Genomic DNA, 17,833 nt, shown 5'->3' with positions numbered 1-17,833 from the left:
CGACGGTGACCTTGCGGCCCCCTCGCCTTGCATGTATTAAGCCTGCCGCTAGCGTTCATCCTGAGCCAGGATCAAACTCTCCATTGTAAATATTTGTATTCAGTCTGATGAGTAGTTAAACTACCATCAGCTGTTGTTGTACTTGTCTCATACAACGCTGCTTGCATTACTTGCTCTTTTCTCACTAAGCCAAAGAACGTTGCTCATCCGGTTTCCCTTCTGAACTAGTTGGTCAAGACCGTCTGTCTTACCTGATATTTTTCACTTTTCGTTTCTCACTTCTCACTCATTTCCTGAATGGGAGTGCAAAAGTAGTAGAAGCTGTTTTTATTTCCAAACAAGAGGCCAAAATATTTTCTGAGATTTTTCTGTCTCAGCCTTTTTGGCTTATGTATATCCTGCTGGATTATCTCAGACACCTCAATCGCTTCGTGGAAGTGGAGCCAGGAAGAACTGGCTGCTTTACCTTCGTGGCGCCTTATCATAACGGCGCCGGGAGTCTTTTTAGTTCCTTCTGCTGTTACTTTTTCAGAAGAACTTTCTGCTTCACTACTAGGGGCTTCTTGTGCCCCGGCCGGACCGTCTGTCCTGCCTGCTTCCCGTTGTTTGGGAGTGCAAAAGTAGTAGGTCTGTTACATCTTCTGCAAGTGTTTTAGCAGATATTTTTTCAGCGTTTGCTAAGTGCCTCACACGGTGAGGGTAAAGCGGCTAATAGGCTTCTGCTTCCGTATTGGAGCCTAAGAAAGAACATCGGTAGATGCCGTTGAAGTTCCTGAGCTCAGGAAGTTTTTGTAGGACTTTCTCTTCTTAAAGAGAAAAGGCCTCAGCTTGTTAGCGGGACCAGAAGTATAACAAGGGTTACTCTTCGTGAAGTTCCTAAGTACAGAAAAATTTCTTAGAGGTTCTTTCCTGACAAAGGAACGGCCTTGGCTTATTAGCAGGACCAGATAGACAACACTTCCTAATATTCTCAGAGTTCCTCTATTATAAGTAATAATTTCTAAGAGGTACCTAGTCCAGAGTAAGAGAGGTAAATATTCACCGCTTGGACTAAGTAGATAACACTTGCAAAGTATCCCATAGTTCCTCTTAACTTAAGCCATTTATCATCGCAAAGAGCTTGAGTAGTCAGGGATAACTTCTACACCATATTACTCTATATACCTAAATACTATAGCAGCAGGCTCAGGTAGTAAAATTAAAAGTGTCCAAAACCTTCCTTCCCCGTTGCAGTTGTCCTTTTGACACTACTAAACACTTCACTGCACTATGGAATTTTCCTTTGTGGATTGGATACTGATCCTTATCGTGCTGATATCGGTATGGAGTGGATGGCAAAGAGGGTTCATCTTAGGCCTTTTAAATCTGGTTACTCTTATAGGTAGCTTCCTGATCGCTATCTCTCTTTATAAGTACCTGGCGATGTTTCTGGAGAAATACGTTCCTTCGCTGGGGGTATGGAATCTGCCGGTTTCGTTCTTCATTACACTCATACTAGCGCGCATACTACTTTCTTCTATTACTAATAGCGCCTTACGCAACGTACCTCTTGAAGCTCACGCGCATGGAATTAATCGTTTTCTGGGCATGGCACCCGGATTCGTAAATGGTATTATCTATGCTTCGTTTGCGGCTGCCTTCCTGATGGCGCTGCCGCTATCTGACGCAATGACCGACAGTAGCCGCGAGAGTGCCCTGTCCAACAGGTTGACGCAGCCGGTGGAATGGCTGGAAAATAAACTATCGCCGGTATTTGAGGAAGCCGTGGAGCGCTCGCTGAATAATATGACCGTGGAGCCTTCTTCCGATAAATCGGTCACCTTGCCTTTTACCGTAAAAAATCCGAAGGTACGGCCCGATCTGGAAGCACGTATGTTGGAACTGGTTAATGAAGAGCGGGCAAAGGAAGGCCTAAAACCCCTCAAAGCAGACCCCGAACTGGCAGAAGTAGCGCGACTGCACTCGCGTGATATGTTTGCGCGGGGGTACTTTGCTCACGTTACGCCCGATGGTAAAGATCCGTTTGACCGGATACGGGCTGCCAAGGTCCGCTTTATAACAGCAGGTGAGAATCTGGCACTGGCACAGACGATACGGATAGCACATACAGGACTGATGAATTCACCCGGACATAGAGCCAATATTATGCGTCCGGCCTTTGGCCGGGTGGGTATAGGTGTACTTGATGGAGGCATCCACGGGCTAATGATTACCCAGAATTTCAGGAATTAATTTTATTTTCACCGCCGAATTAAACTTTCTACAGAAACAATCCCGACGTACATCAACTATAATACTACCATTCCACTCACCAATGAGAATTAAAAAAGCTGTAATTACTGCCGCGGCCCGCGGTGAAAGACTTTATCCAGTCGCCGATACCATTCAGAAAGCCATGCTCCCGGTTATTGATACCGATGGCTTACACAAACCAGTTATACAGATCATAGCTGAAGAAGCCTTTGCCAGTGGCATTGAAGAAATATGCGTGGTATGCGCACCCGGTGACGGTGAGCGGTATATCAATGCCTTTACCTCCCTCCGGGATAATCTAATCAAATCGTTTAAAGGTGTAGACTGGGCCAAAGCTGAAGCGGACAAGATTGACCATCTGATCCGTCAGATCAGTTTTGCTGAACAAACCGAGCCCCTCGGCTACGGACATGCCGTGTACTGCGCCCGTGAATTTGTCAATGATGAGCCTTTCCTGTTGCTGCTGGGTGACTACCTCTACGTGTCTGACCTTTCGCAAAAGCGGTGTGCGGCCCAACTGATCGAACTGGCCTCTCAGGAAAACTGCTCGGTATCGGCCGTTAACCCTACCATTGAGCATCAGATCAGTCGGTACGGTACCCTCACCGGTAAGCATGTACCTAATACGCCGGGCGTATACCAGATCAACAAGATCATCGAGAAACCTTCGCTTAGCGTAGCCGAACTGGAGCTGCAAACACCGGGGCTTCGTATCGGGTACTACCTGTGCTTCTTTGGAATGCACGTTTTTACGCCGGTGGTATTTGATATCCTGAAGAAGTACATCGATCAGGATGGCTCCAATATACTACTCACACCTACCTTACAGGAACTAGCCGAGACTGAAAAGTACCTGGCCCTGGAAGTAAAAGGAAACCGGTACGACCTCAGCAAACGGCACGGCCTGATGCAGGCGCAGATTGCACTGGGACTGGCGGGCGAAGCTCATGACGAAACCCTGACTACCATGGTGGAGCTCCTGGCCGAAGCCAATACCCGTAGTGCCAAGTTGGTTTAATGAGTCTCTAATCTGAAGCTGTTGCTGAACATGAATGTTTTTATAGAATCCATTACCTCCGCTGATCCAGAAAAACGCAATAGATCATTTTTTGATATAAGCCGTAGTCTGAGCACGAAGGAACTATTTAGTGCCCTGCGGGAGCTGGATCGCTTCCGGGAAACGACTCCTAACCTATATGATAAAGTAAGAGCGATCCTCTTTCTGCACGCGGGTTACCGTTTTTTCCTGATGGAGTCAAAGGATACTCCGACTATAGGTAAAGTACCCTATGCCGGTTTTGAAGACTTGCTGTCCCGGCGATTTGAACATGCCATCAGTACCTTAAATCACGAAATAGATAAGCAGGGGCCCAATGCTGCTCTGTTCAGCGCCCTGGCCGAAAGCTACCACCACCTGTCGTTCCAGATACTGGCCGATCAGGTACGGAAGAGTGTGCGGTCCAGCAAAGGAAACCAGTGGATGTTCCGGGTAGGCCACCAGGCCGAGCACCCAATCCGTATTCACCCTAAGCTACTCCAGCGCCAGGAGAACTCCCTGTTCTACCCCATTCTGCACGAGCAGACCTCGGTACGGATGGACCTAACCCACAGTGGCTGGTCGGATATCTTCTTCCTGGGGATGGACTATCCGGAGGGGGCACGGGTCGTGAACGTATCGATTGATTTGGGTGTATTCGGACGGGATAAAGACATCCGCCCCCCACTCCACTGTTACGTGCGCGTAATACCGGAGCCGGTACTGCGCCTGACGAGTGTGGATCTGAATACAACCAAGGATGTACTTGATCTGGCGGACCTGTTCAACTTTGGCAATGACTACCTCAGCTTGGTAAAAGCCGGTGTGATCGCATCCGGACTGATCCCTCCCTCTTTTGAAGGTACCAATCAGTCGCTACCCGAGATCCTGAGTCGTATAGTGGCTCCCGGTATGGGGATCGAACTGGTAACGAAGGTGAATGATATTCCGAAAGGCTCCCGCTTTGCGGTATCTACCAACCTGCTGGGCTCCATTATAAGCCTGCTGATGCGGGCTACCTGCCAGACCCAGAAGCTGGAAGGTGGACTGGAAGAAAGCGAGCGTCGACTGGTTGCCTCACGGGCCATTCTGGGTGAATGGATCGGGGGCTCGGGCGGAGGCTGGCAGGACTCCGGTGGAGTATGGCCGGGCATCAAGGCCATCCAGGGTACCTTTGCGCAGGAAGGTGATCCTGAGCATGGTATCAGCCGGGGTACACTACTACCCCGTCACCGGGTACTGCAGGGCGAAGACATACATCCCGAGATTGGCGAGAAGATCATGAATTCGCTGGTGCTGATGCACGGGGGTATGGCCTCTAACGTAGGACCCATTCTGGAAATGGTTACTGAGAAGTACCTGCTCCGGGGTGAGAAGGAATGGGCCGCCCGCCAGCAGACTAATCAGATATTTGATAATATACTAGCCGCCATCAAAGAAGGCGATATAAAGAAACTGGGAGCTAATACCGCTCAGAACTGGGGAGGCCCGATCAAGACCATCATTCCCTGGGCATCCACCTACTTTACAGAGCAGATCATAGCCAAAGCCAAGAAGGAATTTGCTGATGACTATTACGGCTTCCTGATGCTGGGCGGTATGTCCGGTGGTGGTATGGGCATGTTTGTAAATCCCGAGCGGTACGAGGAATACAAGATGCGGGTACTTGACATTCTCCGCAAAACCAAGAACGAACTCTCGGACTCTCTACCCTTTGCGATGGAGCCGGTAGTCTATAACTGGAGCATCAACCCACGGGGTACCTGGGCTTCGCTGCACGAAGGCAGTGAGGCGCTGATGCCCGAGCAGTACTACGGTATTCATGTGTCGGAGCTGGTACGGAAAGATCCGACTACCATACCGTACATACGCCGGGCGGAGATTGATGTGTTTACAACCTACTGCGAACGCAACAACCTGGCGTACCCTCTGCTCAGGACGGTGGTCAGTAACCTATTTAAGGTATCAGACCCTTCTACCCAAAGCAACCGGAGTGTCGAGAACGAGAAGGCCGATCGGGTCAAGAAGGAAAACGGATTCGACTACATACAGCACGAAGAGATCCGGGAAGAACTACAAAAAGGCCGGATCGGATTATCCCGCAACCGCTTGTCGGCAGAAAGTGCCATTGACGATGTAAGGCCGGAAGATATAGCTCAACTGGAAGAATTAAGTACCTCATCAAAAACCGGAGAAGAAGCCATCCGGGCCGGTAAGGTAGGCGTATTAAGTCTGGCGGCGGGTGTAGGTAGCCGTTGGACCAAAGGAGCCGGCGTGATCAAAGCCATTAACCCGTTTGTAGAAATGGGAGGCGTACACCGCAGCTTCCTGGAGATACACCTGGCCAAGACCCGTAAAGTCGCCGAAACCTACGGAGGAATGATACCACACCTGGTGGCGACGAGTTACCTAACGCACGAGCCCATCCGCAAGAAATTGGAGCAAACCCAGAACTTTGGCTACGGTGGTACCACACTGCTATCACCAGGCCGTTCCATCGGTCAGCGATTTGTGCCGATGGAGCGTGACCTCCGATTTATGTGGGAAGAGATGCCGCAGGAAATGCTGGATGAAAACAAACAGAAAGTAAGGGAGGCATCCCGACAAACGCTGATTGGCTGGGCTAAGTCCAAGGGCGAAGGCAGTGACTACGTCGATAACATAGCCGCTCAGCGCTTCTCACCCCTGGGGCACTGGTACGAGGTATCTAACCTGCTGCGCAATGGTACACTGGCGCGGCTCCTGGCCGAGCAGCCTCAGGTACAGACCCTCATGCTGCATAATATAGATACACTAGGTGCGGATGTCAATCCGGCGGCGCTGGGCTACCATCTGGAGTCGGGCAATGCCCTGACGTTTGAAGTAGTACCCCGTCGTATCGAAGACCGTGGGGGTGGATTGGCCCGGGTTAACGGACAGATCCGCCTGCTGGAAGGGCTGGCGCAGCCGCGGGAGGAAGACGAGCTGAACCTCAGCTACTACAACACCATGACCACCTGGATCCAGATTGATCCGCTGCTGCAGCTATTTGGTCTGACCCGTGAAGACCTGCAACGAGGAGATGAAACCCAACTGGCCAAAGCGGTAAGAAGGGTGGCGCACCGTATACCTACCTATGTGACGATTAAGGATGTGAAGTACCGCTGGGGACACGGGCAGGAAGATATCTACCCGGTGGCTCAGATCGAAAAGCTGTGGAGCGATATGTCGGCCCTGACGGATATCCAGTGTGGGTACATAGCCGTACCCCGCTACCGCGGACAGCAGATGAAAGACCCGGCTCAGCTGGACTCGTGGGTGACTGATGGAAGCAAAGAACACGTAGCATCTCTCTGCCACTTCCAATAGCACTAGCTATACTCTATAAAGAGCCGCGTCCAGCTAGTCTGGATGCGGCTCTTTGTTTATACTACCAGGTTATAAGGTTTGGTAAAGTACCTAGCCGATAGATATCCTGAGTTATTTGTTATACATATCAGCAGCTGGCTTAGGCATGGCAAGTCGTTGTAGCCTGGCCTCCTGCTCTTTTCTCTCTTTATTCTTCTTATTGGCCGTAAAGCACTCCAGCCTGATCTGATTAGCCTCCGCCATCTGATTCAGCTGATTCATCAGATGCCTAAGCTGATCGTTGAGTTGTTCAACCGCAAGCCCCTGGCTCTCGGTAAGCTGCTCCAGCGAAGTCAGCTGTTTCTTGCGGTCAAGGTACTTGCCGTACAAAACCACAACCACCAGACCAAGTAAGAGCACAAGAAGAGCAAAAACGCCTACTACCACATAGAGCCTGTCGGTACTGGGCAAGTCTTGAATAACCTGGAGATAAAGCATGAGAGACAATGATTAATGGCCAACTCCTTCTGAAATGAATAAGTAACCAGCCTATCTCTTACTATGTTTTAAGAAATTGTTAATTAATACTTTAAATAGTCACATACTTGCCGGGAGTTCATCTCCTAAGAAATGGATGTAGCTATTTAAGCCCAATTGGTACCTTTGGCTCTATTATTGCTAGTAAATAATAGACAAAAAGCTACACATACAGCCCTTACTACTGAATGATTAAACATCTACTATTGATTGATGATCACGAAGATTCCCTCTTCGTCCTGAAGCAACTACTACTGAAAAAAGAGATCGCTGAGAGGGTAACTACCTGTAGAAATGGTAAGGAGGGGCTGGAGTACCTGACACAACTGGAGACGAACCATCTGGCCACAGCCCCCGAGTTGATCCTGCTGGATCTGGATATGCCCGTTATGAATGGATGGCAGTTTTTGGATGAGTATACACGGAGGTTCTACCCACAGATCCCCGAAACGAGCATCTGTATCATTTCGTCACTGTCTTATTGGCCGCAGCTCAATAAAATGACCATCTATCCGGCTGTAATTAGGTACTTTGAAAAAACAAACTTATTTGAAGACATCAAGGATCTGCTACGTACCCATGCTATAAGGCCTTACCTGAAAGAAGCTTCGTAGCTAAAAGTAGGTCAATAAATTCGTAAGAGGTAGCCTTCATCCTGTAACTGCTCCAGTACCTGATAAGGGTCACAGGTAGTGAACTTGACGCGGTAGTAGTCGCTGAGATAGGCCAGAAAGTCTTCAAGGTATTCCCCAATATCCTTTTGCCTGATCCAAAGGGTGTGTTTTCTCATCTGCACGAGCACATCGATAGCAGTATCGCCTTCGATTAGCTCACCGGCTAAAGTAAGGAACTTCATTATGTGGTAGAGTAGAGGTAGGTTTAACCAAATATAGCAGTTATTTCTTGCTATCCTACTATTACCCAACATTTATTTTACCAGCTCCCCCTCTTCTTCACAGGAGGCTACACGCGTTCCGGGAGCCTGTTGTCTCAGGCTGATCGTATCCCGGATATAGGCAGCCAGTTCAAATTGTTCTTTCTCGAGCGCAACCGCCAGTTGATAGCCCAGGTAATTATCCGGAGTACCATCTACGATTGTTTTATATACTTCAAATGGATATTCGTACATACGTTTATTAATATAAGGGTTCTGCTAAGTCTGATTCTCTACATCCTTACTCCACTAATGAGCAGGCTAGCTCCTCATATCCATAACATATTAGTACTTATAGACGGTTCGATGGGAGCAGACAATTTGGTACAAAAAAATAAGCCGCCCCGGGGCGGCTTATTCTAGATATTAACCAATTCGTCTTTAAACTTCTGGGCTTCCTGCTTCCACTCGCCTACTTCCTTGGCGGCACTCTGCTTCCATTGAACGTAAGACTCGATTTTCTGCCAGGTTTCATCATGAGCGACCGGATTCCGACAAGACAGGAGTCTTTCCAGGATACTATCCGAACTCCGGTAGGCAGATTGCCAGTTTCTGGAGAAAATAACCTTTTGAATCGTTTGTCCCCTTAATGTTAACTCATCCTGCACCAGCGATGGTATCACCGCCTTTTGCTCTACTTTACGAATACTTCGTACATAATTGGCATGATCAACTAAAGTTCCTAAAAATGCCACGCTCCTGTCCATATTTACTTGTATTAGGTATTGTTTATCTTGGTGACAAAGATACTTTAAAGTGCCTGTACTGCCGTTGCCTTACAGGCACTTTTTACAACTTTTTTTTGTTTACAAACCCCTATACGAAAAGTACAAAAAAAGCCGCTTAAAGCGGCTTTTTTCACTATAATCAGGTACTGCCTTACACGTAGAACAGCTCTTTGTTGAGCATCCCAATGATCTTGTTAAAATCCTCGGGATTGTTGGCAAAATCCATATCGTTTACATCTATTACCAGCAGGCGGCCGTGATCGTATTTGGCAGCAAACTGCTCGTAGTAGTTGTTGAGGTTCTGAAGGTAATCAACTGATATATCGGCCTCAAAGTCACGTCCTCTCTTTTTGATCTGACGTACCAGTTTGGGAATATCAGCCTTGAGGTAGATCATCAGGTCGGGCGGCTGTACAGCTTTGATGATAGTATCAAACAGCATGAGGTACGTATCAAAGTCACGCTTTGCCATGATACCTGAGTCGTACAGGTTCTTGGCAAAGATGAAGGCATCCTCATAGATGGTGCGGTCCTGAATGGTTGTTGAGTAGGTAAGTGAACGAATCCGCTGCACCTGCGCAAACCGGCTGTTCAGGAAGTAGATCTGCAGGTTGAACGCCCAGCGCTCCATGTCTTTGTAGAAATCAGCCAGATAAGGGTTTCCCTCAACCGCTTCGAACAGAGCCTCCCACCCGTAATGTTCACCCAGCATCTGGGTAAGCGTGGTTTTTCCGGCTCCGATGTTACCTGTAATGGCGATGTGCATGATGTATGAATTGTTATGAACTGGAAAGACAAAAGTACACTACTTCTCTTCTATTTCAGAGCCGGAATAAACCATGACCAAAATCAGGCCGGATACCTTTTCCTCTAAATCACTGATATTTGTATCTTTGCAGCACAAAAAATTGTTTTAGTTTTTTTAGTGCCATGAAGCCATACCGCGTACTACTATATTATAATTACGTACCCATAGAGAATCCTGAAGTCTATCGGGACGAGCACCACCTGTTTTGTATTGAGAATAACCTGCTTGGACGCATCATCATTTCCAAAGAGGGCCTGAACGGTACCGTGTCAGGACTCGTGGAGGACTGCGAGAAGTACATAGCCTACATCCGGTCGGATGCCCGCTTTGCTCACACAGAGTTCAAGATAGAGGAGCACGATAAGCACGCCTTCCATAAACTACACGTACGGGTAAAGGAAGAGATTGTCAACTCGGACCTGCCGGTAGACCCACTGGTGCGGACAGGCAAGCACCTGGAACCAGCTGAGTTTAAGAAACTGCTCAATGACCCGGATGTAGTACTGGTGGATATGCGCTCCAACTACGAGCATTCGGTGGGGAAGTTCAAAGGCGCCGTTACGTTCGACATGGAAAACCTGCGCGAGCTACCCGAACACGTACACGAGATCGAACATCTGAAAGATAAAAAAGTAATCACCTACTGTACCGGGGGTATCAAGTGTGAAAAAGCCAGCGCGTACCTGATCGAGAAAGGCTTTACGGACGTGTACCAGCTGCACGGGGGCATTATCCGGTACGGCCTCGAGGAAGGTGGTGAAAACTTCGACGGCAAGTGCTACGTATTCGATAACCGGGTCGTAGTCGATGTCAATAAGGTAAACCCAACGGTGGTATCGACCTGCTACGTGTGTGGTGAAGTATGCGACCGCATGGTGAACTGCGCCAACTCGGAGTGCAACCGCCACGTACCCATCTGCGAGAATTGTGGAGTAGAAATGGACGGTGCCTGCTCATCAGAATGTAAAACGCACCCTGCCAAACGCACTTACGATGGTACCGGATATTACGCCAGCAACAGTAACCACTACAATCCGCTGCAGGGTTTTCTGAGCCTCCGGAAGCGAGACGAAGCCGATACGAAAAGGCTTCTAAGCTGATCATAATACAACTATGGGTGAGCCGAGGCTCACCCATAGTTCTTTTCAAGCAGGTAGTCGTTCATCCAGTAAGGACCGATCGGGATATCCTCTTCACGAACTACTTTAAATCCTTTCTTCTCGTAGAAGCCTTTGGCCCGGTTGTGCCGGTTTACGTTCAGCATGAGCCGCTGTGCCCCCCGCTCCTTTACATATCTTTCTACTTCACTAATCAGAAATGAGCCGCTACCGTTGCCCTGCCGGTCGGGTAGTACGTATATTTTGTGTAGTTTGAAAGTACCCGGCTCTGCCTCCGAAAAAGAAGCGAAGCCGATGTACTGATCATTGTCAGTAAGGAGTATAAACTGATGCCCCTGCTCTTCCATCTGTTTTTGCAGCGATTCAGGAGAATATATTTTTTCGAACATGTAGTCTATCTGCTCCTTAGAGAGTATAGTACGGTAGGTAGGCTCCCAGGTCCGCTCCTGAATACTGATTATTAAGGGAATATCTTCAACTGTGGCTGATTTTGTTGCGAATGAGGTCATATTACGTAATTTTGGCATTCATACTGCAAATATGGCCATTCGGAACAAGTGATACGAACCAAATTTAAGAAATGAGCATAACAGATTCAGAATCAACAACAAAGAGACCATTAATACTCGTTAGTAATGACGATGGTATTACATCGTTAGGTATCCGCACGCTGGTTGAACTCATGCAAACACTCGGGGACGTAGTGGTGGTAGCTCCCAATAGCCCTCAGTCGGGCATGGGACACGCAATTACCATTGGAGAGCCCCTGCGCTTATATTCTACCGAAATATTCGAAGGCGTCGATGAGTACGAGTGCTCGGGCACGCCAGCCGACTGCGTTAAGCTGGCTAAGTGCTACGTCCTGAAAGATCGCAGCCCTGATCTTGTAGTGAGCGGCATCAATCACGGTAGCAACAGCTCCATCAGTGTACTGTACTCAGGTACCATGTCGGCGGCCATCGAAGCCGCTGTGGAAGGTATACCCGCCATTGGTTTTTCGCTGTGTGATTACCGCCTTGAAGCTGACTTTAGCCACGTAGGCGAATATGTACTAGCCATTACCAAAGCAGCGTTACAAAATGGCATTCCCAAGGGAGTAGCTCTGAACGTAAACATACCTTCTATTGATAATGGCCCCATCAAGGGTATTAAGGTATGCCGTCAGGCCAACGCCAAGTGGCAGGAGAAATTTGATTACCGCAAGGATCCCTACGGCAGGGGGTACTTCTGGATGGCCGGCGAATTTGTTAATTACGACCATGATAAGGAGGACACTGACGAATGGGCTCTCAAGCAGGGCTACGTTTCAGTAGTTCCGTGCAAATACGACCTTACCTCCTATGAAACACTGAACAACATCAGCTCCTGGGATTTATAAATCAGTATAACACGTACAACAATTTAGTGCACAACTTGATTGAATATGGCAATAGTAGGAAGTCTGCTTAAGAGAGGAATCCGAATCGGCAACATAGTGGCTAGCCGCAAGAAGATCAATCCTTTCAAGCAGCAGAAAAAAACCCTATCAAAGCTTCTGGCCAAAGCAAGGTATACAGAGTTCGGGGAGAGGTACCGGTTTGAGGACGTACTAAGCAGTACACTTTTTGGAAAGCCCTACGACTTCTATGAGAAATACAAGAAGTCGGTACCTGTATATGATTACAATAAGATCCATAACGAATGGTGGCACCGGACGCTTAAAGGCGAAAAAAATATCTGCTGGCCGGGTCGCGTCAAGTACTTTGCGCTGAGCTCAGGTACTTCGGAGGCTGCCTCCAAGTACATACCTGTGACAAAGGCTATGTCCAAGGCCATGCAGAAAACCAGCATCCGGCAGATCCTGTCGCTGGGACGGTACGAAAATCTGCCCGATAAGCTGTACGAAAAAGGCTTCCTGATGCTGGGCGGAAGTACCAACCTCAGCGCCCGTGACAACCACTTTGAGGGTGACCTGAGTGGTATCAATGCCAGCCAGATCCCCTTCTGGTTTAAGCCGTACTATAAGCCAGGTCAGCGAATAGCAGCCGAAAAAGACTGGTCGGTGAAGCTGAATGAAATAACCCTGGCCGCCAAGGACTGGGATATTGGCTTTATTGTAGGAGTACCGGCCTGGATTCAGCTGCTGATGGAGAAGATCATCGACCACTACAAGGTCAAGACCATCCACGACATCTGGCCTAACCTACAAGTATTTGGTCACGGTGGTGTTTCGTTTGAGCCCTACCGCAAGGGATTCGAGAAGCTCCTGGCTCACCCCCTGATCTATATTGATACGTACTTGGCATCCGAAGGTTTCATTGCCTACCAGACGCGTCCGGAAGCTCCGGGGATGCAGCTGGTACTGGACAATGGTATCTTCTTTGAATTTGTCCCGTTCAACGAAAAGAACTTTGATTCAGACGGTGGGCTGGTTGAGAATCCGGAGACGCTAATGATTCACGAAGTAGAGGAAGGCAAAGAATACGCGCTGCTGATATCTACCTGCTCCGGCGCCTGGCGCTACCTGATTGGCGATACCGTTAAGTTTGTGGACAAGGCCAAAGCAGAAATTGTCATTACCGGTCGTACCAAGCATTTCCTGAGCCTATGCGGAGAGCATCTCTCTGTCGACAACATGAACAAAGCCATTGACCTGGTATCGGATGAAATGGGGATTACTGTAAAAGAATTCACGGTAGCCGGTATCTCACACGAATCCCTCTTCGCGCACCACTGGTACGTAGGTACCGATGATCCGGCTAATGCGGAAGAATTGAAGGCAAAGATTGATAACAGGCTCAAAGAGCTGAACGACGACTACGCCGTCGAAAGAAAACATGCTTTAAAAGATATATTTGTTACAGTACTTCCCAACGCTGCCTTCTATGGCTGGATGGCCTCAAAGGGGAAAATGGGAGGACAACACAAATTCCCCCGGGTACTTAAGAAAAACATGATCAGTGACTGGGCGAATTTCCTCAAGCAAAACAACTACGCCTAGTTAACGAGTCATAGAACAACAAAGGGCCGGTACGGTTTGAAGCTAACTTCAGCGCGTACCGGCCCTTAGTTATTATCAATATTACTACTTTATCCTTTCAGGAAGTTGGTATACAGGATCTGGAATGCGATCAGTACAAAGACCACTCCGGTCACTTTGTTGAATAGGGTTACGGTGCGGGGGGTAAAGAGCTTTTTGAGCTTATGAGCAAATACAGCAATCATAGACTCAGTAAGGAAAATACCTACCAGGCTAAACCCAAAGAACACCACTACCTGCTGAAAGTCGTACTCCAGATTAGTACGTATGTAGGTAGCGATGGTGACCCAACTGATAAAGTTAACCGGGTTCAGTCCATTCAACAGGAAGCCCGTCGTAAAGTAGTACAGGAAGTTACCAAAGCGGGTCTTGGGATAGGCTATCTTGGGTTGACCCTTGAATAGGTTAGCCAGACCAAGTACCAGCAGGAAGAAGACTCCCACACCGGCCATGGCCTTCTCAAAACCCTCTATGTCGGGTAGTAGTGTGGTGCCAAATATGGCAAAGAACACAAAGATCATGTCGCAGACCAGTACCCCAAAGGCTATCTTCACCCCGCTGCGGTACCCATTGTCAACGCTGTTCTGTACCAGAGAAAAAAATACCGTTCCGAAGGTAAAGCAAAGCAAAACGCCCGTTACAAAGCCGTAGCCTATAGCTTCAATCATATTATACCCCTTTCAATCGTGCGACCATCAGAATACCCGCGACCGATAGTGCATCGGTTATTTCTGATCTCATAACCATATCCACCGCCTCGGCCAGGGGGAGCTTCCTGATCCGAAGGTCTTCGGTATCTTCCGGCTCCTGCTCGTACTGACTCAGACCTTCCGCCAGAAACAAAAAGCCCTCCTCATCCGTAGCGGAGTTAGAGGTATGTATGCGCGCAAAGCGGGTCCAGGTTTCGGCCACCAGTCCGGTTTCTTCTTTCAGTTCACGCTTGGCTGTATCCAGCGTATCCTCACCCATTGGGCCACCTCCTTCGGGTATTTCCCAGGAGTACTCATGCAGCGGGTACCGGTACTGGCCCACCATATATATGTTGCCATCGGCGTCGAGAGGTACTATACCAATGGCTTTATTTTTAAACTTCACCACACCATATATACCCTCATTACCGGCCGGATTGATAACCTCGCGGTGCTGGATTTCAATCCACGGGTTCTCATAAACCGTTTTTGAGGTAAGCGTTTTCCAGTTGTTTTCTGCTTCCATTACGTGTTTTTTTCAGTACTTCTTTACGTTAACTTTCGGTTGCGTAGTGCAAATAAACCAAAATAAGCGCAAACAATGCCTGACTATGTCTCCATTTGTAGCCACGATGCTACCTGCGTTTCCCTCACTTGCCTGTTTCCCTGATCAGGAACCTCTGCTTAATTTCATGTAAAGTGGTACTTTTGGACACTGCTTATCCTCATGGTATACGAAGCTAAAATAAATATTTAACCAGCCTTACCATTAAATAAGCGAGAGTGGCTACTTTTAATACCTGAACATAATTCTACTTACTACTAATCTCTTTAACCATGGATTTCTCAAGACGTGACTTTCTTAAGAAGGTTGGGGCTACAGCGCTGGCCACTACCGCAATGACTGATATCTGGGCAGGACCTACCAAAAAGATGTTCTACGAGATATCACTGGCCGAGTGGTCACTGCACAAAGCGCTTTTCGCCAAAAAACTCACGAACCTTGATTTTCCTGAACTGGCCCGCAAGGAGTTTGGTATCGAGATTGTAGAGTACGTCAACCAGTTCTTCAAAGATAAAGCCAACGATACTACCTACCTGAAGGAGCTCCTCAAGCGCAGCAAGGACAACGGCGTACGCAACCACCTGATCATGATTGACGGCGAAGGCGGTACTGCCGAGCTGGACGATGCTACCCGAAAGAAAGCCGTAGAAAACCACTATAAGTGGGTTGATGCAGCGAAGTTTTTGGGCTGTAAAACCATCCGTGTTAATGCCTACGGAAAAGGCTCGGCCGAAGACGTAGCCAAAGCAGCCGTAGACGGATTGGGCCGCCTGGGCGAATTTGCTGCCAAATCAAACATCAATGTGATCGTTGAGAACCACGGTGGATACTCATCCAACGGAGCGTGGCTGGCCGGGGTGATGAAGCAGATCAATATGAAGAACGTAGGTACTCTACCTGACTTCGGTAACTTCTGCATCGACCGCAAGCCTAACTCACGTGAGTGTGCCAACGACTACGATCGCTACCAGGGTGTGAAGGAGCTGATGCCCTTCGCAAAAGGCGTAAGTGCCAAAACGCACGACTTCGATGCTAGTGGTAATGACACCGAGATCGACTACGTAAAGATGATGAAGATCGTGAAGGATAGCGGCTTCAAGGGAATCGCCGGTATCGAATACGAAGGAAGTACCTTACCAGAATACGAAGGTATCAAAGCTACCAAAGCACTGCTTGAAAAAGTAGGACAGATGGTATCTTAACCAGTATCAAATATCTGATCACAACCAGGTGGCAGGTTATCGTTTGATAATCTGCCATTTGTGTTTATTCACCATTCCATTTACCAGATACGGAGAATGTATGGCAATAAAAAAACCGGAAGGAAACTTCCGGTTTTCTGTTGCTAGTTGCTTATATGTCTTAAAAATTCAGACTTGGTGTCTTCGTTCTTGAACTTCCCTCCGTAGTAGGCTGTAATCGTCGAACTCCCCGTGTCCTGAATACCGCGCGAATGTACACACATGTGCTTGGCATCAATCACTACCGCTACATCTTCGGTCTGCAGGGCTTCTTTCAGCTCATTGGCAATCTGTACGGTAAGCCTTTCCTGTACCTGGGGCCGCTTGGAGTAGTACTGCACGATGCGGTTAAGCTTTGACAGGCCGATCACCTTACCACTCGAGATATACGCCACGTGCGCCTTGCCGTATATAGGTACAAAGTGATGCTCACAGTTGGAGAATACGGTTATATCCTTTTCGACCAGCATCTGGTCATAGTTGTACTTATTCTCGAACAGAGTGACACCGGGTTTATTTTCGGGGTTGAGTCCGCTGAATATCTCCTTGATGTACATCTTGGCCACCCGCTTGGGAGTACCCTTCAGGCTATCATCCGTCATATCCAGCCCCATGATCTCCATGATATGGCGAAAATGCTTCTCAATCAGCTCTATCTTCAGGTCATCATCCATATCAAAAGCATCCACGCGAAGAGGAGTGTCATAGGAGGTCATGACGTGATCGTTCCCTATTTCCTCAATAGCCTGGGCTTCAGCCGACGGGGTATTCAACGAAGTTCCGTTCTGTTTCATATAATCTTATTTTCAAATCAAAAGTAGAATCTATCTTATCTCGTAGTATGGTATAAATAACAATGGCTATGTTTTCGGCCGATGGATTCAGATCTTTGAATTCCTGCGTATCCTCATTCAGGTTTTTATGATCAAATCGATCCAGTATGTGCTCCTTGATCAGATCGCTCAGAAGCTTCATGTCGTATACATAGCCCGTTTCGGGATCTACCTCGCCCGTTACCTGCACGATCAGATCGTAGTTGTGACCGTGGTAGTTGGGGTTATTGCACTTACCATATACGCGAGTATTTTTTTCATCCGACCAGTTCGGATTGTGAAGCCGATGTGCTGCATTGAAGTTTTCTTTGCGGAACACTGCCACTCGGTTAGCCGTCATTTAATCTAGTTTTGAGTAAAAAATATGCTTTAAATGTCGTTACAAAGTTTGTGTACAACACACTTAAAGCCTCAGAACAGTGTACCTTGTTCCTGGAAGTTAAATGCACTAGCTTAACAAGCCTTAATCAGCTTTGTTTAACTTTTATTTAAAAATATTAAACGAGCTATACTAAATTAAGACTCTATTCAACCAAAGTGCTAATTAAACACATTCCCGCAGTGGGTAAAGGAGATGTTTTAAATTAATAAAAAAATTTAAAATTCGCTCCAATGCTATTAATTTGCACAATTCAACCAGCACCTTTCCTAAATCCTAAACCACGCGAATGACAAGTAGTCACTCTTTACTTCAATCCCGACTGCCGCCCCGGCAGCCGTCTAAATCTCCTGTATGTATACTAAA

The 17,833-nt window shown here is 47.8% G+C and carries 18 protein-coding genes and 1 rRNA gene; 8 read left to right on the top strand and 11 right to left on the bottom strand.

What is annotated here, in order from left to right:
• A 16S ribosomal RNA gene (locus tag JTN23_RS12670) occupies positions 1–87 on the bottom strand; the annotation flags it as partial.
• Positions 88–1,269: 1,182 nt separating this feature from the next.
• Here JTN23_RS12670 and JTN23_RS12665 point away from each other — a divergent pair.
• The 3 genes from JTN23_RS12665 (at position 1,270) to JTN23_RS12655 (ending at position 6,637) form a co-directional block, all read left to right on the top strand.
• Entirely contained in the window at positions 1,270–2,232 is a 963-nt protein-coding gene (locus JTN23_RS12665; RefSeq protein WP_247235201.1) for a CvpA family protein, read from the top strand.
• Between the two features lie 82 nt (positions 2,233–2,314).
• Positions 2,315–3,271 carry a UTP--glucose-1-phosphate uridylyltransferase gene (locus tag JTN23_RS12660; protein WP_247235200.1) on the top strand — a complete coding sequence of 319 codons (957 nt, stop codon included), beginning with the start codon at positions 2,315–2,317 and terminating at the stop codon, positions 3,269–3,271.
• Positions 3,272–3,301: 30 nt separating this feature from the next.
• On the top strand, positions 3,302–6,637 hold the full coding sequence (locus tag JTN23_RS12655; RefSeq protein WP_247235199.1) for a UTP--glucose-1-phosphate uridylyltransferase: 3,336 nt from the start codon (positions 3,302–3,304) through the stop codon (positions 6,635–6,637).
• A 111-nt stretch (positions 6,638–6,748) separates the two neighbouring features.
• On the opposite strand, the gene JTN23_RS12650 is transcribed toward JTN23_RS12655, so the two are convergent.
• Entirely contained in the window at positions 6,749–7,114 is a 366-nt protein-coding gene (locus tag JTN23_RS12650) for a hypothetical protein (protein ID WP_247235198.1), read from the bottom strand.
• Between the two features lie 227 nt (positions 7,115–7,341).
• Between JTN23_RS12650 and JTN23_RS12645 the strand changes: the two genes are divergently transcribed.
• Positions 7,342–7,767 (top strand): response regulator, encoded by a 426-nt coding sequence (locus JTN23_RS12645; protein WP_247235197.1) that lies wholly within the window; start codon positions 7,342–7,344, stop codon positions 7,765–7,767.
• Between the two features lie 11 nt (positions 7,768–7,778).
• Here JTN23_RS12645 and JTN23_RS12640 read toward each other — a convergent pair whose 3' ends face one another.
• From JTN23_RS12640 to JTN23_RS12625, 4 genes are all read right to left on the bottom strand, one after another.
• Complete coding sequence (locus JTN23_RS12640; protein WP_247235196.1) at positions 7,779–8,009, bottom strand: hypothetical protein; 231 nt, start codon at positions 8,007–8,009, stop codon at positions 7,779–7,781.
• 72 nt (positions 8,010–8,081) lie between these two features.
• A complete protein-coding gene (locus JTN23_RS12635; RefSeq protein ID WP_247235195.1) occupies positions 8,082–8,282 on the bottom strand; it encodes a hypothetical protein in 201 nt (66 codons plus the stop codon).
• A gap of 164 nt (positions 8,283–8,446) precedes the next feature.
• The gene (locus JTN23_RS12630; RefSeq protein WP_247235194.1) at positions 8,447–8,782 is read right to left on the bottom strand and encodes a hypothetical protein; all 336 of its coding nucleotides are present in this window, start codon (positions 8,780–8,782) and stop codon (positions 8,447–8,449) included.
• A gap of 184 nt (positions 8,783–8,966) precedes the next feature.
• Positions 8,967–9,581: a deoxynucleoside kinase gene (locus JTN23_RS12625; RefSeq protein WP_247235193.1), complete on the bottom strand. Its 615-nt coding sequence runs from the start codon at positions 9,579–9,581 to the stop codon at positions 8,967–8,969.
• Positions 9,582–9,745: 164 nt separating this feature from the next.
• Between JTN23_RS12625 and trhO the strand changes: the two genes are divergently transcribed.
• Positions 9,746–10,723 (top strand): oxygen-dependent tRNA uridine(34) hydroxylase TrhO, encoded by a 978-nt coding sequence (trhO, locus tag JTN23_RS12620; RefSeq protein ID WP_247235192.1) that lies wholly within the window; start codon positions 9,746–9,748, stop codon positions 10,721–10,723.
• A gap of 29 nt (positions 10,724–10,752) precedes the next feature.
• Here trhO and JTN23_RS12615 read toward each other — a convergent pair whose 3' ends face one another.
• Positions 10,753–11,250, bottom strand: coding sequence for a GNAT family N-acetyltransferase (locus JTN23_RS12615; protein ID WP_247235191.1), 498 nt, complete (start codon positions 11,248–11,250; stop codon positions 10,753–10,755).
• 71 nt (positions 11,251–11,321) lie between these two features.
• Here JTN23_RS12615 and surE point away from each other — a divergent pair, with 71 nt between their 5' ends.
• Together surE and JTN23_RS12605 are read left to right on the top strand one after the other, a co-directional pair.
• Positions 11,322–12,119 (top strand): 5'/3'-nucleotidase SurE, encoded by a 798-nt coding sequence (gene surE / locus JTN23_RS12610; RefSeq protein ID WP_247235190.1) that lies wholly within the window; start codon positions 11,322–11,324, stop codon positions 12,117–12,119.
• Between the two features lie 45 nt (positions 12,120–12,164).
• Positions 12,165–13,721 (top strand): GH3 family acyl-acid amido synthetase, encoded by a 1,557-nt coding sequence (locus JTN23_RS12605; protein WP_247235189.1) that lies wholly within the window; start codon positions 12,165–12,167, stop codon positions 13,719–13,721.
• Between the two features lie 89 nt (positions 13,722–13,810).
• Here JTN23_RS12605 and JTN23_RS12600 read toward each other — a convergent pair whose 3' ends face one another.
• A complete protein-coding gene (locus JTN23_RS12600) occupies positions 13,811–14,428 on the bottom strand; it encodes a LysE family translocator (RefSeq protein ID WP_247235188.1) in 618 nt (205 codons plus the stop codon).
• Between the two features lies 1 nt (position 14,429).
• Positions 14,430–14,975, bottom strand: coding sequence for an NUDIX domain-containing protein (locus tag JTN23_RS12595; protein ID WP_247235187.1), 546 nt, complete (start codon positions 14,973–14,975; stop codon positions 14,430–14,432).
• 311 nt (positions 14,976–15,286) lie between these two features.
• Between JTN23_RS12595 and JTN23_RS12590 the strand changes: the two genes are divergently transcribed.
• Positions 15,287–16,216: a sugar phosphate isomerase/epimerase family protein gene (locus JTN23_RS12590; RefSeq protein ID WP_247235186.1), complete on the top strand. Its 930-nt coding sequence runs from the start codon at positions 15,287–15,289 to the stop codon at positions 16,214–16,216.
• A gap of 143 nt (positions 16,217–16,359) precedes the next feature.
• Here JTN23_RS12590 and folE read toward each other — a convergent pair whose 3' ends face one another.
• The gene (gene folE, locus JTN23_RS12585; RefSeq protein ID WP_247235185.1) at positions 16,360–17,049 is read right to left on the bottom strand and encodes a GTP cyclohydrolase I FolE; all 690 of its coding nucleotides are present in this window, start codon (positions 17,047–17,049) and stop codon (positions 16,360–16,362) included.
• Positions 17,009–17,428 carry a 6-pyruvoyl trahydropterin synthase family protein gene (locus tag JTN23_RS12580; RefSeq protein ID WP_247235184.1) on the bottom strand — a complete coding sequence of 140 codons (420 nt, stop codon included), beginning with the start codon at positions 17,426–17,428 and terminating at the stop codon, positions 17,009–17,011. The genes folE and JTN23_RS12580 overlap by 41 nt, the downstream gene beginning before the upstream one ends.
• Between the last annotated feature and the right edge of the window lie 405 nt (positions 17,429–17,833).

The organism is Telluribacter roseus (assembly GCF_017355915.2).
Taxonomy (GTDB): domain Bacteria; phylum Bacteroidota; class Bacteroidia; order Cytophagales; family Spirosomataceae; genus Telluribacter.
The sequence above is the reverse complement of the archived record's forward strand: the minus strand, read 5'-3'. Positions and strand labels throughout refer to the sequence as shown.

What these genes read in the sequence shown, in the direction of transcription:
- JTN23_RS12650 (WP_247235198.1), bottom strand. Translation starts at nt 7,114, where the DNA reads ATGCTTTATCTCCAGGTTATTCAAGACTTGCCCAGTACCGACAGGCTC.
- JTN23_RS12660 (WP_247235200.1), top strand. Translation starts at nt 2,315, where the DNA reads ATGAGAATTAAAAAAGCTGTAATTACTGCCGCGGCCCGCGGTGAAAGA.
- JTN23_RS12645 (WP_247235197.1), top strand. Translation starts at nt 7,342, where the DNA reads ATGATTAAACATCTACTATTGATTGATGATCACGAAGATTCCCTCTTC.
- folE (WP_247235185.1), bottom strand. Translation starts at nt 17,049, where the DNA reads ATGAAACAGAACGGAACTTCGTTGAATACCCCGTCGGCTGAAGCCCAG.
- JTN23_RS12635 (WP_247235195.1), bottom strand. Translation starts at nt 8,282, where the DNA reads ATGTACGAATATCCATTTGAAGTATATAAAACAATCGTAGATGGTACT.
- surE (WP_247235190.1), top strand. Translation starts at nt 11,322, where the DNA reads ATGAGCATAACAGATTCAGAATCAACAACAAAGAGACCATTAATACTC.
- JTN23_RS12625 (WP_247235193.1), bottom strand. Translation starts at nt 9,581, where the DNA reads ATGCACATCGCCATTACAGGTAACATCGGAGCCGGAAAAACCACGCTT.
- JTN23_RS12655 (WP_247235199.1), top strand. Translation starts at nt 3,302, where the DNA reads ATGAATGTTTTTATAGAATCCATTACCTCCGCTGATCCAGAAAAACGC.
- JTN23_RS12665 (WP_247235201.1), top strand. Translation starts at nt 1,270, where the DNA reads ATGGAATTTTCCTTTGTGGATTGGATACTGATCCTTATCGTGCTGATA.
- JTN23_RS12605 (WP_247235189.1), top strand. Translation starts at nt 12,165, where the DNA reads ATGGCAATAGTAGGAAGTCTGCTTAAGAGAGGAATCCGAATCGGCAAC.
- JTN23_RS12580 (WP_247235184.1), bottom strand. Translation starts at nt 17,428, where the DNA reads ATGACGGCTAACCGAGTGGCAGTGTTCCGCAAAGAAAACTTCAATGCA.
- JTN23_RS12595 (WP_247235187.1), bottom strand. Translation starts at nt 14,975, where the DNA reads ATGGAAGCAGAAAACAACTGGAAAACGCTTACCTCAAAAACGGTTTAT.
- JTN23_RS12640 (WP_247235196.1), bottom strand. Translation starts at nt 8,009, where the DNA reads ATGAAGTTCCTTACTTTAGCCGGTGAGCTAATCGAAGGCGATACTGCT.
- JTN23_RS12590 (WP_247235186.1), top strand. Translation starts at nt 15,287, where the DNA reads ATGGATTTCTCAAGACGTGACTTTCTTAAGAAGGTTGGGGCTACAGCG.
- JTN23_RS12600 (WP_247235188.1), bottom strand. Translation starts at nt 14,428, where the DNA reads ATGATTGAAGCTATAGGCTACGGCTTTGTAACGGGCGTTTTGCTTTGC.
- JTN23_RS12615 (WP_247235191.1), bottom strand. Translation starts at nt 11,250, where the DNA reads ATGACCTCATTCGCAACAAAATCAGCCACAGTTGAAGATATTCCCTTA.
- trhO (WP_247235192.1), top strand. Translation starts at nt 9,746, where the DNA reads ATGAAGCCATACCGCGTACTACTATATTATAATTACGTACCCATAGAG.